At 66.6% G+C, this 12409-nt stretch carries 13 protein-coding genes and 1 tRNA gene; 5 read left to right on the top strand and 9 right to left on the bottom strand.

All coding sequences use genetic code 11. The annotated features are described in order from the left end of the window. Positions 1–69: 69 nt before the first annotated feature. On the bottom strand, positions 70–1224 hold the full coding sequence (ftsY, locus tag LXE91_RS03040; RefSeq protein WP_039346088.1) for a signal recognition particle-docking protein FtsY: 1155 nt from the start codon (positions 1222–1224) through the stop codon (positions 70–72). Positions 1225–1439: 215 nt separating this feature from the next. Here ftsY and rsmD point away from each other — a divergent pair, with 215 nt between their 5' ends. The 3 genes from rsmD to LXE91_RS03025 all read left to right on the top strand — a co-directional run bounded on the left by rsmD (position 1440) and on the right by LXE91_RS03025 (position 2989). Continuing rightward, complete coding sequence (gene rsmD, locus LXE91_RS03035; RefSeq protein ID WP_039346086.1) at positions 1440–2054, top strand: 16S rRNA (guanine(966)-N(2))-methyltransferase RsmD; 615 nt, start codon at positions 1440–1442, stop codon at positions 2052–2054. A gap of 111 nt (positions 2055–2165) precedes the next feature. Continuing rightward, positions 2166–2663: a pantetheine-phosphate adenylyltransferase gene (gene coaD / locus LXE91_RS03030; protein ID WP_039346084.1), complete on the top strand. Its 498-nt coding sequence runs from the start codon at positions 2166–2168 to the stop codon at positions 2661–2663. A gap of 59 nt (positions 2664–2722) precedes the next feature. After that, a complete protein-coding gene (locus LXE91_RS03025; protein ID WP_039346082.1) occupies positions 2723–2989 on the top strand; it encodes a YfhL family 4Fe-4S dicluster ferredoxin in 267 nt (88 codons plus the stop codon). 83 nt (positions 2990–3072) lie between these two features. Here LXE91_RS03025 and hisC read toward each other — a convergent pair whose 3' ends face one another. The 8 genes from hisC to LXE91_RS02985 all read right to left on the bottom strand — a co-directional run bounded on the left by hisC (position 3073) and on the right by LXE91_RS02985 (position 10232). Then, a complete protein-coding gene (hisC, locus tag LXE91_RS03020) occupies positions 3073–4140 on the bottom strand; it encodes a histidinol-phosphate transaminase (protein ID WP_039346080.1) in 1068 nt (355 codons plus the stop codon). A gap of 114 nt (positions 4141–4254) precedes the next feature. After that, positions 4255–4854, bottom strand: coding sequence for an aminoacyl-tRNA hydrolase (gene pth, locus LXE91_RS03015; RefSeq protein WP_039346068.1), 600 nt, complete (start codon positions 4852–4854; stop codon positions 4255–4257). 121 nt (positions 4855–4975) lie between these two features. Continuing rightward, a complete protein-coding gene (locus LXE91_RS03010; protein ID WP_039346059.1) occupies positions 4976–5581 on the bottom strand; it encodes a 50S ribosomal protein L25/general stress protein Ctc in 606 nt (201 codons plus the stop codon). Positions 5582–5742: 161 nt separating this feature from the next. Next, positions 5743–6705: a ribose-phosphate pyrophosphokinase gene (locus LXE91_RS03005; RefSeq protein WP_027789096.1), complete on the bottom strand. Its 963-nt coding sequence runs from the start codon at positions 6703–6705 to the stop codon at positions 5743–5745. Positions 6706–6749: 44 nt separating this feature from the next. Next, positions 6750–6826: transfer RNA gene (locus LXE91_RS03000), tRNA-Gln, on the bottom strand. 55 nt (positions 6827–6881) lie between these two features. Continuing rightward, a complete protein-coding gene (ispE, locus tag LXE91_RS02995) occupies positions 6882–7763 on the bottom strand; it encodes a 4-(cytidine 5'-diphospho)-2-C-methyl-D-erythritol kinase (protein ID WP_039346048.1) in 882 nt (293 codons plus the stop codon). A gap of 25 nt (positions 7764–7788) precedes the next feature. Further along, positions 7789–8409: a lipoprotein insertase outer membrane protein LolB gene (lolB, locus tag LXE91_RS02990; protein WP_039346042.1), complete on the bottom strand. Its 621-nt coding sequence runs from the start codon at positions 8407–8409 to the stop codon at positions 7789–7791. Beyond that, entirely contained in the window at positions 8409–10232 is a 1824-nt protein-coding gene (locus LXE91_RS02985) for a tetratricopeptide repeat protein (protein ID WP_039346039.1), read from the bottom strand. Before LXE91_RS02985 ends, lolB begins: the two co-directional genes overlap by 1 nt. An 86-nt stretch (positions 10233–10318) precedes the next feature. Between LXE91_RS02985 and mutM the strand changes: the two genes are divergently transcribed. Together mutM and mutY are read left to right on the top strand one after the other, a co-directional pair. After that, positions 10319–11146 (top strand): bifunctional DNA-formamidopyrimidine glycosylase/DNA-(apurinic or apyrimidinic site) lyase, encoded by an 828-nt coding sequence (mutM, locus tag LXE91_RS02980; protein WP_039346036.1) that lies wholly within the window; start codon positions 10319–10321, stop codon positions 11144–11146. A 24-nt stretch (positions 11147–11170) separates the two neighbouring features. Then, on the top strand, positions 11171–12274 hold the full coding sequence (gene mutY, locus LXE91_RS02975; RefSeq protein ID WP_039346033.1) for an A/G-specific adenine glycosylase: 1104 nt from the start codon (positions 11171–11173) through the stop codon (positions 12272–12274). Positions 12275–12409 lie beyond the last annotated feature (135 nt).

Genomic DNA, 12409 nt, shown 5'->3' with positions numbered 1-12409 from the left:
CCACGCATGACCGGGCCCGCATGAAAAAGGGCGCCCGAAGGCGCCCTGTGCCATGCGTGCAGGCGATGTTCAGCCGAGCAGCGCGTCCGCGAATTCGACCGCGCTGAACGGCTGCAGATCCTCGACCTTTTCGCCGACGCCGATGAAGTAGACCGGCACCGGACGCTGACGCGCGATCGCAGCGAGAATCCCGCCCTTCGCGGTGCCGTCGAGCTTCGTGACGATGAGGCCGGTGAGGCCGAGCGCGTCGTCGAATGCCTTGACCTGCGTGAGCGCGTTCTGGCCGGTGTTCGCGTCGATCACCAGCAGCACCTCGTGCGGCGCGCCGTCGTGCGCCTTCGAGATCACGCGCTTCACCTTCTTCAGCTCTTCCATCAGGTGGAGCTGCGTCGGCAGGCGGCCGGCCGTGTCGGCCATCATCACGTCGATCTTGCGCGCGCGCGCTGCGCTGACCGCGTCGAAGATCACCGCGGCCGGATCGCCGCTTTCCTGCTGCACGACCGTCACGTTGTTGCGCTCGCCCCAGACTGCCAGCTGTTCGCGCGCGGCCGCGCGGAACGTGTCGCCCGCGGCCAGCAGCACCGACTGGTCGAAGCTCTGCAGATGCTTCGCGAGCTTGCCGATGCTGGTCGTCTTGCCGGCGCCGTTCACGCCGGTGATCATCATCACGAGCGGCTGCGCGCGGCCGAGCATCAGCGATTTCTCGAGCGGCGTCAGCAGCTCGACGAGCAGGTCGTGCAGCGCGGCCTTCACCTGCTGCGGGTCGGTCAGGCGGCCGGTGCGCACCTTTTCGCGCAGCGCGCCGAGCAGGTACTCGGTCGCGTCGACGCCCGCGTCGGACATCAGCAGCGCGGTTTCGAGCTCCTCGTACAGATCCTCGTCGATCTTCGTGTTGACGAACACGCCGGTGATGCTCGAGCCCGTCTTCGCGAGCCCCGTTTTCAGGCGCGCAAGCCACGATTTCTTCGCGGTGGCGTCCTGCAGCGGCGGCGGGACGATCTCGACCGTCTCGACGACTTCGTCGCGGCCGTCGTTGGTCGGCGTGACCGTCATCACGACGGCCGGCGCGGCCGGTTGTGCGGGCGCTTGCGGCACGTCGGCCACAGGCGGGGCCTCGACCGCGGGCGCGTCGGACGGCTCGTCCGTTTGCTGCGCGTCGGCCGATTGCGATTCCGCCGGATCGGGCTCCTGCGTTTTCTTGAATCGTTTGAAGAAGCTGAACATGGTCTGACGTCGGGAAGAGGGCGGGCCGCCGTGAGGGGCGGGCACCGGACGGGCCGTTCTGCGTTCGCGCGGGCGCGGCGCACGGCGGCCGAAACCGTGCATTTTATCAGTGCGGCGTGGCGCTCGCGCCAGTGTGCATCGCCGCTGTGGTAACGTGCGCCTGTTTGGCGGTGCGCCCCCGCGCGCGCCCGGTCCCTCCGTCGTCGATATTCCGTATGTCCCGTTCCTCTCCCGGCCGCCCGGCGGCCCCTTCCGGTCGCGGCAAGCCGCACACGATCCGCATCATCGGCGGTGACTGGAAACGCACGCCGCTCGCGGTGCTTGACCTGGACGGCCTGCGGCCGACCCCCGATCGCGTGCGCGAGACGCTGTTCAACTGGCTCGGCCAGGATCTCGAAGGCCGGCGCTGCCTCGACCTGTTCGCGGGCACCGGCGCACTGGGTTTCGAGGCCGCGTCCCGCGGCGCGGCGAGCGTCGTGATGGTCGAGCGCCATCCGCGCGCGGCGCAGCAGCTGCGTGCGATCAAGGACAAGCTCGGCGCGCGTGCGGTCGAGGTCGCGGAGGCGGACGCGCTGCGGCTCGCGGCCGGGCTCACACCGGGCGCGTTCGACGTCGTGTTTCTCGATCCGCCGTTCGACGATCAGGCCGTCCTCGAGCGTGCCATTGCGCTGGCGGCGCCGCTCGTCGCGGCGGGCGGCGCGCTGTACGTCGAGACGGGGGCGGAACTCGATCCGGCCGCGCACGAGGCGCTCGCAGGCTGGCAGGTCGTGAAGCACGGCAAGGCCGGTGCGGTTCACTATCATTTGCTGCGGCGCGAAAATGATGAATAATGCGCGTTCCATACGAGGCGGCGCGCCGCAAAGGCGACGTATGCCCATCTCGGCAGCGGCGCGTGCATCGCACGGCTGCCATCCCGTTTGCGTGATGACAGGAGGAGCGACATGGTAGTCGCCGTGTATCCCGGTACGTTCGATCCGCTGACGCGCGGGCACGAAGACCTCGTGCGGCGTGCGTCGAGCATTTTTGATACGCTGGTGGTCGGTGTTGCCGACAGCCGCGCGAAAAAGCCGTTCTTCTCCCTCGAAGAACGTCTGACGATTGCGAACGAGGTGCTCGGCCATTATCCGAACGTGAAGGTGATGAGTTTCACCGGCCTCCTGAAGGATTTCGTCCGCACCAACAATGCGCGCGTGATCGTGCGCGGCCTGCGCGCCGTGTCCGATTTCGAATATGAGTTCCAGATGGCGGGGATGAACCGCTACCTGCTGCCCGACGTCGAGACGATGTTCATGACGCCGTCCGATCAGTACCAGTTCATCTCGGGGACGATCGTGCGCGAAATCGCGCAGTTGGGCGGCGATGTCAGCAAGTTCGTGTTTCCGTCCGTCGAGAAGTGGCTGACCGAGAAAGTCGCTGCGATCGGAGGCCCTGCCGCGTAATGCGGTGCCGGCCGGTTTCGTTGCGAAGCCGGCAGCCGGCCTGAAGAAGTGAGATCAGTATGGCTTTGATGATTACCGACGAGTGCATCAATTGCGACGTGTGCGAGCCCGAGTGCCCGAACGGCGCGATTTCGATGGGCCCGGACATCTACGTGATCGACCCGAACAAGTGCACCGAGTGCGTCGGCCATTTCGACGAACCGCAGTGCCAGCAGGTGTGTCCGGTCGAATGCATTCCGCGCGATCCGCAGCATGACGAATCGCACGCGCAATTGATGGAGAAGTATCACGCGTTGATCGCCGATAAAGGCGACGACGCGTCGTGACCCCGTAGTGGCGCGCGCGCTCGAGTCCTTCGGCACGCCCGTCACGCATTCGGATCGGCGCCGCCCGGCGCCGGTTCTCTCGTTCAGGCCAGCAGTTCGCGCAACGCCGCGACGAGCGCGTCGCATTCGGCATCGGTGCCGACGGTGATGCGCAGGTGCTGGTCGATCCGCGGCAGCCGGAAGTGCCGCACGAAAATTTCCCGTTCCTTCAGTTTCGCCGCGATCGCGCCCGCGTCGTGCGCGGGATGGCGCGCGAACACGAAGTTCGCGGCCGACGGCACGATGTCGAAGCCGAGCGCGTCCAGCGCATGCGTCAGACGCGTCCGGCTGTCGATCACGCGCCCGCAGGTTGCGTTGAAATAATCGATGTCTTCATAGGCGGCCTGCGCGGCAACTTGCGCGAGCCGGTCGAGCGGGTACGAGTTGAAGCTGTCCTTTACGCGGTTCAGCGCGTCGATCAGCGCTGCGTCACCGAATGCGAAACCGACGCGCATGCCCGCGAGCGAGCGCGCCTTCGACGTGGTGTGGACGACGAGCAGGTTCGGGTAGCGGTCGATCAGCGTAATCGCGGACTGCGCGCCGAAGTCGACATACGCTTCGTCGATCACGACGACCGACGACGGATTCGCGGCTGCGATCCGCTCGACGTCGGCAAGCGGCAGTGCGCGCCCGGTCGGTGCGTTCGGGTTCGGAAACAGCACGCCGCCGGCGTCGTCGAGATAGTCGTCGACGCGGATCGAGAAATCGTCCGCGAGCGGCACGATCGACGTCTGGACGCCGTACAGGCGCGCATAGGTCGGATAGAAGCTGTACGTGATGTCGGGGAAGCGCAGCGGCCGGTCGTGCTTGAGCAGCGCCTGGAACGTGTGCGCGAGCACCTCGTCGGAGCCGTTGCCGACGAACACCTGCTCGGGCTCGATGCGGTGATGGGCCGCGACCGTTTCGCGCAGCGCGCGCGCAACCGGATCGGGATAGCGGCGCAGCGTGTCGCCGGTCTCGCCGAGTTCGCGTGCGATCGCCGCGACGACGCGCGGCGACGGCGGATAGGGATTCTCGTTGGTGTTCAGCTTGACCGGGTGTGCGAGCGCAGGCTGCTCGCCCGGCACGTAAGGCACGAGTTGCTGAACGATGTTGCTCCAGTAACGGCTCACCGCTTGGCTCCTGTCGGGCAAAGCGACCAGATTACCGCATGTGCGCGCAGGGTGGGGCGGGCGGGCCGTCCGGCGAAACCGGACGGCTCTATGCACTGGAGCGGTGCGATGCGATCAGTTGCGATGCAGCTGCATCGTCGCGCGGTCGAGTTCGCCCTTGACGACCATCGGCATCACGGCGAGTGCGCGTTCGATCGACGCGTCGATCACGTCCTGTTCCTCGCGACGCGGCGGCTTCAGCACGAAGTTCGCGACGTCGGGCTTCGCGCCGGTGCGCGCGCTTTCCGGAATCAGGTCGCGCGGATGGCCGATGCCGATCCGCAGCCGCCAGTACTGCTGCGACGACAGGTGCGCGGTGATGTCCTTCAGGCCGTTGTGGCCGCCGCTGCCGCCGCCGAGCTTGAGCTTCACGGTGCCGGGCGGCAGGTCGAGCTCGTCGTGCGCGACGAGGATCTGGTCGGGCAGGATCTTGAAGAATTGCGCGAGTGCGACGACCGACTGGCCGGAGCGGTTCATGTAGGTTTGCGGCTCGAGCAGGTGGACTTCTTCGCCGTGCAGGCGCGCTTTCGCGTAGAAGCCATGGAAGCGGCGCTCGTCGCGCAGCGTCGTGCCGGCTTCGCGGGCGAGCTGGTCGATCAGCCAGAAGCCGGCGTTGTGGCGCGTCGCGGTGTATTCCGCCCCGGGATTGCCGAGGCCGACGATCAGTTTGATCATGACGTTTCGAAGGCGGCAACGGCCGCCTGGGCGCAGAAAAAGAAAAACCCGCCGGGCAAGCCGCGGCGGGTTGCGTCGACCGTTTCGTGAAACGGATCGATGGGGCGCGTTGGCAGCCCGCTCAGGCAGCCGGCGTTTCGCCTTCTGCTGCGTCCGACACGGCACCAGCCGGGACCGTCGCCGATGCGACAACCGGGTTTTCCGCGTCGACGTGCGCGACCAGCGCGACGCCCTTCGGCAGCGTGATGTCCTTCGCGTGCAGCGATTGACCGGCTTCGATCTTCGACAGGTCGACTTCGAGGAACTCCGGCAGGTCAGCCGGCAGGCACTCGATTTCGATTTCCGTCGCGACGTGCGAAACGATCGCGCTCGACAGCTTCACGGCCGGGCTGATTTCCGCGTTCAGGAAGTGCAGCGGAGCCTTCGTGTGCAGCTTCTTCTTCGCGTCAACGCGTTGGAAGTCCACGTGCAGCACCAGTTGCTTGAACGGGTGGTATTGCACGTCGCGCAGCAGAACCTGTTGCGACTGGCCAGCCACTTCGAGGTCGAGGATCGACGAGTGGAAAGCTTCCTTCTTCAGGGCGTGCCACAGGGCGTTGTGATCGAGTTCGATCTTTTGCGGGGCTGCTTCGCCACCGTAAACGATACCCGTGGTCTTACCAGCGTTGCGCAGGCGGCGGCTCGCACCCGTACCTTGCTCTTGGCGCTCGAAAGCGACGACTTTCATGTGATTCTCCAATAGCTGCCCGCGACCAGGCAGTAAAACGGGGCCGTCAAACTGCGGCCCCCGATGAAACGAACGGGGTTTCGTCTATCCCGCCCGATTGTGCAAAAAGCGAAGCGTTGCCGCTTCGCTTTCTGCGCATGCTTTGTTCAGTCGATTCGCGATCAGGATTCCGCGAACAGCGACATCACGGAGTCGCCGCGGCGGATCCGCGAGAACGTTTCGGCCAGCAGGCTCGCACTCGTCAGTGCACGGATCTTCGAGCAGCCGAGCGATTCGGCGGACAGCGGGATCGTGTCGGTGACGACCAGCTCGTCGAGTGCCGATGCGGCGATGCGATCACCTGCGCCACCCGACAGCACCGGGTGCGTCGCGTAGGCGAAGACCTGCTTCGCGCCGCGCTCTTTCAGCACTTGCGCGGCCTTGCAGAGCGTGCCTGCCGTATCGACCATGTCGTCCATGATCACGCAGGTGCGGCCTTCGACTTCACCGATGATGTTCATCACTTCGGAGACGTTCGCCTTCGGGCGACGCTTGTCGATGATCGCGAGATCGCAGTTGAGCTGCTTCGCGAGTGCCCGGGCACGCACCACGCCGCCGACGTCCGGCGACACGACGAGCAGATCCGGGTAGTTCTGCTTGCGCAGGTCACCCAGCAGGATCGGCGTTGCGTAGATGTTGTCGACCGGGATGTCGAAGAAGCCTTGAATCTGGTCGGCGTGCAGATCCATCGTGATGATCCGCTCGACGCCGGCAATTTCCAGCATGTTCGCGACGACCTTCGCCGAGATCGCGACGCGCGCCGAACGCGGGCGGCGATCCTGACGGGCGTAGCCGAAGTAGGGGATGGCTGCAGTGATCCGGCCGGCGGATGCGCGCTTGAGCGCATCGACCATGATCATCAGTTCCATCAGGTTGTCGTTCGTCGGTGCGCACGTGGATTGCAGGACGAAGACGTCCTTGCCGCGCACGTTTTCCTGGATCTCGACCTGGATCTCGCCGTCGGAGAAACGGCTGACCATTGCTTTGCCGAGGGGGATTCCAAGGATATTGACGACTTCCTGGGCGAGCGCGGGATTCGCGTTGCCAGTAAAGACCATCAGGCCATCATGGCTGTGGCTGCTCATCGTGCACCTGCTTCAGGCTTGGGCGGGAAATGCGGGAAAATTTTTGGCAGGGGAGGAAGGACTCGAACCCTCGCATGCCGGAATCAAAATCCGGTGCCTTGACCAACTTGGCGACTCCCCTACACTTAACTGATAACTTTACCGAACTCGTGTAGGCCGTTCGACAAAGTAAAACTTCATGACGCGAAAGCGAAGAGCGGATGCTCATTCAGGCTCTCGGCAACTGCGCCATTCCAACTGGCGGGCAGCTTGGCTTTCGCCGCTTCTGCCTCGTGCTTGCTGCGAAACGCTGCAAACACGCTTGCTCCGGAACCGGTCATCCTCGCGGGGGTCACATCATACAACCATTTGACCACCTGCGCAACTTCCGCGTACTTACTTGTCACAACTTGCTGCATATCGTTCCGACCGAAACTATCTGGCCATCCCGCGTCGCTGCTTTGCCGTGCAAGAAAGTCCGTAATTGTGACGCGCTTCGAATCTCTTGTCAACAACTCATCTGAAAATATTTCAGCGGTTGGGACATGAACGCGGGGCGTTACAACCAAGAACCAGCGAGTCGGCAATTGTACCTCAGCTAATTCTTCTCCGATACCCTCTGCGAACGCATTTTTTCCAAAAATAAAAAACGGGACGTCAGCGCCGAGTTTTACCGCGAGCGATTGAAGCTCGGCGCGCGGCAGGTCGAGTTGCCACAGGCGATTCAGCGCGAGCAGCGTCGTCGCCGCGTCGGAGCTGCCGCCGCCGAGGCCGGCCCCCATGGGCAGGCACTTGTCGATCTCGATGTCGACACCGTGCGCGGTGCCCGTATGCGCTTTCAGCAGGTTGGCCGCGCGCACGACCAGATCGCTTTCCTCGGGCACGCCGTGCACGTCGGTGACGCGCGCGACGCGACCGTCGTCGCGCAGCGTGAAGTGCAGGGTGTCGCCCCAGTTCAGCAACTGGAACACGCTCTGCAGATCGTGATAGCCGTTCGGGCGGCGGCCGGTGATGTGCAGGAACAGGTTGAGTTTCGCGGGCGCAAGGCAGTTGCGCAGCGAGCGGGTCGAATCGGTCATGCGTATATCTGGGCTGGGCGGGTGCTCACTGATCGAGCACGAGCTTGATGTCGAGCGGCGGTGTCGCGCGCACGAGGTTGACACGTTTGACGCCCGTGGCCGGGGCATCCGCGTAGGCAAGGTAGTCGATCGTCCAGCCGTCCTGGCGGATCTGCTTGACGTGGGCACCGTCGGCCGGATCGCGCACCGTTTCCGCAGGCGTGGCAGGCGCGGCGGTCGGCAGCAGCCAGTAGCGCAGGCCCGCGAGCGGCAGTTCGAAGCCGAGCGTTTTCTGCATCAGGTCGCCGACGTCCGGCGCATATTGCGTCGGACGGTTCGGCAATTCGAGCGATGCCGCCTGCGGCGTCGACTTCACGACCGCAAGCGTCTGGCCGAGCGGGCTGCGCAGCTCGAGCGACACGTCGTCGCCGTGCTCCTGCCAGTCGAAGTTGCCGTACACGTTCTGCGGATTGCCGAGACGATCGTCGTACCGTACCGCGAAGCGGCCATGGTAGGCATGCGTCGCGGCCGTCTGCAGCGCGGCGCCCGTCGGCGCGTTGGCCGACGGCGGCGTGCTCGCGCAGCCGGCGAGCGTAAGCGCCGCGCCGGCCGCGGCCAGCGTGCGCTGCGCACGGGAGGACAGGGAAAACATCGGGAACATCTGCATCAGAGGCCGTTGATCTGCAGGCGTTTGAGCGTCTGCACGAGCGTTTCGTTGTCGGGCTCGAGCTTCTGCGCGTCACGCCATGCGGAACGCGCATCGTCCTGCGCGCCGCTCTTCCACAGCACTTCGCCGAGATGCGCGCCGATCTCGGCGTTCGGCTGCAGTTCGTACGCGCGCCGCAGCACCTTCGCCGCGCCGGCCGTATCGCCCATCCGGTACTTCACCCAGCCGAGGCTGTCCATGATGTACGCGTCGTTCGGCGCGAGCGTCATCGCCTTGTCGATCAGCTTGCTGGCTTCGGGCAGCCGCTGGTTGCGGTCGGCGAGCGAATAGCCGAGTGCGTTGTACGCCTGCGGATTGTCGGGCTGCGTGCGGATCAGCTCGCGCAGCTGCTTTTCCATCGTCGTGTAGTGGCCGGTCTTTTCGGCCGCCATCGCGTAGTCGTAGCGCAGGTCGGGATCGTCGGGGAAATCCTGGACCGCCTGCCCGAGCCGTGCCTCGGCTTCCGGGTAGCGCTTCGCGGTGAACAGGATCGACGCGTCGGTGCGTGCGACCACGGCCGCATCGCGCGGATCCGTGATCGGCAGGTCGTCGAGCACCTTGCGCGCCTCGTCGGTCTTGCCCTGTTTCTGCAGCAGCTGCGCGCGCGTGATCTGCGCGGGCAGGTAGTGCTGGCTCGTCTGGTCGACCTTGTCGAGCCACTGCGACGCCTGGGCGTCGTTGTTCTGGTCGATCGCGATCTGCGCGAGGTAGATGTAGCCCTGGCCGACGTCGAGGTTCGGCTGCTTGTCGCCGAGCTGTACGTACTGCTTCAGGTAGCCGGTCGCTTCGTCGAGCTTCTTCTGCTGGATCTTGATCAGCGCAAGCGCCATCAGCGGCGTCGGATCCTTCGAGTCGAGCTTGCGCATCGTCTCGAACTGCTTCTGCGCGTCGTCGAGGCGATCGTCGGCGAGATAGAGCTGCGACAGCGCGAGCCGCGCATCGCGCGACTTCGGATTCTGCTGAACATACTTCTCGAACGACGCGATGCCCGCCGCGCGTTCCGCCGGCCCCATCTGCGACAGCATCAGGGCCGCCGGCAGGTAGTCGGGGCGGAGCTGCAGCGCCTGCTTCAGCGACTGCGCGGCGCCGTCCTTGTCGTCGACCGCGAGCTGCTGGCGCGCGATCGCGAGCTGGGCCTCGGGCCGGTTCAGGTCGTTCTTCAGCATGTCCTTCAGCACCGCGAGGCCGCCGACGCGGTCGGAGCCGCGCACGAGCAGCGCCTGCAGCGCGAGGATGGCCGGCCCGCGCGTCTCGCCGGTCGCCCGGGCCAGTTCGCGCGCGAGCATCGGCTGCGCGTCGGCCGGCTTGCCGGCGAGCACCAGCAGCGCGGCGTCGACCTGCGATGCGCGGTTCGAATCCGGTGCGTACTGGCGCCACAGGTTCGCGGCAGACAGCGCGTCGGCCGGGCTCTGCGCGCCGAGCGCGATCTCGGTCGCACGCTGCGCCATGCGCGGATCGCGCGTGTCGCGGGCGAGCGCGAGGTAGGTCTGGTAGGCCGGCGCGGGCTGGCTACGCTGCAGCGCGACCTCGGCGGCGAGCACCTGGTAGACGATCTGGCTCGTCAGCGGAACGCCGGGGAGATCCTTTTTCTCGTCCGGCATCACATGCTCGAACGCACCCTGCGACTCCGCGTCGTCCGATGCCGGATCCTGCGCGTGGGCCGGGAAGGCGGTGAGGGTCCAGGCGGCAAACAGCGCGGCGCCGAGTGCACGGCGGACCGGGAAGGCGCGCGCGCCGCGCACGGCGGCGGGGCGCTTCTGAAGCAGCTTCGAGGGCAAGGTCATGGAAATCCGTTCGATGTTTCAACCGATTGTAACGCGCTCGCTACAATACACGCACGATCGTGAATCCAGTCTCAGACCCGCAAACAATGCCAGAGTTGCCAGAAGTCGAAGTCACGCGCAGGGGCATCGCGCCCTTTGTCGCGGGCCGCCGTGTCGAGCGTGTCGACGTCCGTACCGAGATGCTGCGCTGGCCCGTGCCGGCCGGGCTCGCCGAGCAGTTGCGCGCGCGCGAGGTGCTCGCCGTCGAGCGTCGCGGCAAGTACCTGCTGTTCGAGGTCGACGCGGGCTGGTTCATCGTCCACCTCGGCATGACGGGCACGCTGCGCGTGCTGCCCGCGGCTGGCGTGCCGGTCGCCGCGAAGCATGACCACATCGACTGGATCTTCGACGAATTCGTGCTGCGGTTCCGCGATCCGCGCCGCTTCGGCGCGGTGCTGTGGCACCCGCGCGAAGCGGGCGACGTGCACGCGCATCCGCTCCTCGCGAGCCTCGGCGTCGAGCCGTTCTCGCCGGCGTTTACCGGCGCGCTGCTGCACGCGCGCACGCGCGGGCGCACCGTGTCGGTCAAGCAGGCGCTGCTCGCGGGCGACATGGTCGTCGGCGTCGGCAACATCTATGCGTCGGAGAGCCTGTTTCGCGCCGGCATCCGGCCGACGACAGCCGCCGGCAAGGTATCGCTGCCGCGCTACGAGCGGCTGGCCGACGCAGTGCGCGCGACGCTTGCCGACGCGATCGAGCGCGGCGGCAGCACATTGCGCGATTTCGTCGGCAGCAACGGCGAAAGCGGCTATTTCCAGCTCGACTGTTTCGTCTACGACCGCGCGGGCCTGCCATGCCGCGTGTGCAACACGCCGATTCGCCAGATCGTGCAGGGTCAGCGGTCGACCTATTTCTGCCCGACCTGCCAGCGTTGAAACCCCTTTCCCCGATCAGATAACTTGAAGCCGCCCCGCATCGCCCCCGCTCCGTTCCCCGTCACGCCGCTGCATCGCTCGTTCGCCACGCGCCTGGTCGCGTGGCAGCGCGAGCATGGCCGCCACGACCTGCCGTGGCAGAACACCCGTGATCCGTACCGGATCTGGCTGTCGGAAATCATGCTGCAGCAGACGCAGGTGTCGACCGTCATCCCGTATTACACGCGCTTTCTCGAACGCTACCCCGACGTCGCCGCGCTTGCGGCCGCGCCGACCGACGACGTGATGGCGCTGTGGGCAGGGCTCGGCTACTACTCGCGAGCGCGCAACCTGCACCGCTGCGCGCAGGTCGTCGTCGCCGAGCACGGCGGGGCGTTTCCGGCAACGCCCGACGCGCTGGCCGAGCTGCCGGGCATCGGCCGTTCGACGGCCGCGGCGATCGCGTCGTTCGCATACGGCGCGCGCGCGACGATTCTCGACGGCAACGTGAAGCGCGTGCTTGCGCGGGTGTTCGGCGTCGAGGGCTTCCCGGGCGAGAAGCGTGTCGAGAACGACATGTGGGCGCTTGCCGAATCGCTGTTGCCCGACGCCGCGAACGCGGCCGACGTGAGTGCGTATACGCAGGGCCTGATGGATCTCGGCGCGACGCTGTGCGTGCGTGGCAAGCCCGATTGCGCGCGCTGCCCGTTCGCGGGCGACTGCGTTGCGCAATCGACGGGCCGCCAGCGCGAACTGCCGGCCGCGCGTCCGAAGAAGGCCGTGCCGACCCGCAAGACCTGGATGCTCGTGCTGCGCGACGGTGACGCCGTGCTGCTCGAGCGGCGGCCGCCGACCGGCATCTGGGGCGGGCTGTGGAGCCTGCCGCAAGCGGACGGTGACGCCGCGCTCGCGGAACTCGCACGCGGCTTCGGCGGCGGCGGCACGGTGCGGCTCGCGCCGCTCACGCACACGTTCACGCATTTCCGGCTCGAGATCGAGCCGCGCCTGAGCGACCTGGCTGCCGGCGGCCTGCCCGCCGGCGCGCGGGACGCGGACACCGCCTGGGTGCCGCTGAGCCGGCTCGACGCGTATGGTGTGCCGGCGCCCGTGCGCAAGCTGCTCGATGCGCTGAGCGGGCCGCTGCTGTAACGACGGGGGAGGGGCGCGGCGCATGCCGCGCTTTCAGGGAAACGTCGGACGCTCGTGGTTATTCGCGACGACGTAGGTCGCCTCTGCCTGGCTGGCGCGAAGCGGCTGTTTGGGGCGCTTCGGAAAACGCCGGCC

Origin of the sequence: Burkholderia contaminans (assembly GCF_029633825.1) — a bacterium.
GTDB lineage: Bacteria > Pseudomonadota > Gammaproteobacteria > Burkholderiales > Burkholderiaceae > Burkholderia > Burkholderia contaminans.
The sequence above is the reverse complement of the archived record's forward strand: the minus strand, read 5'-3'. Positions and strand labels throughout refer to the sequence as shown.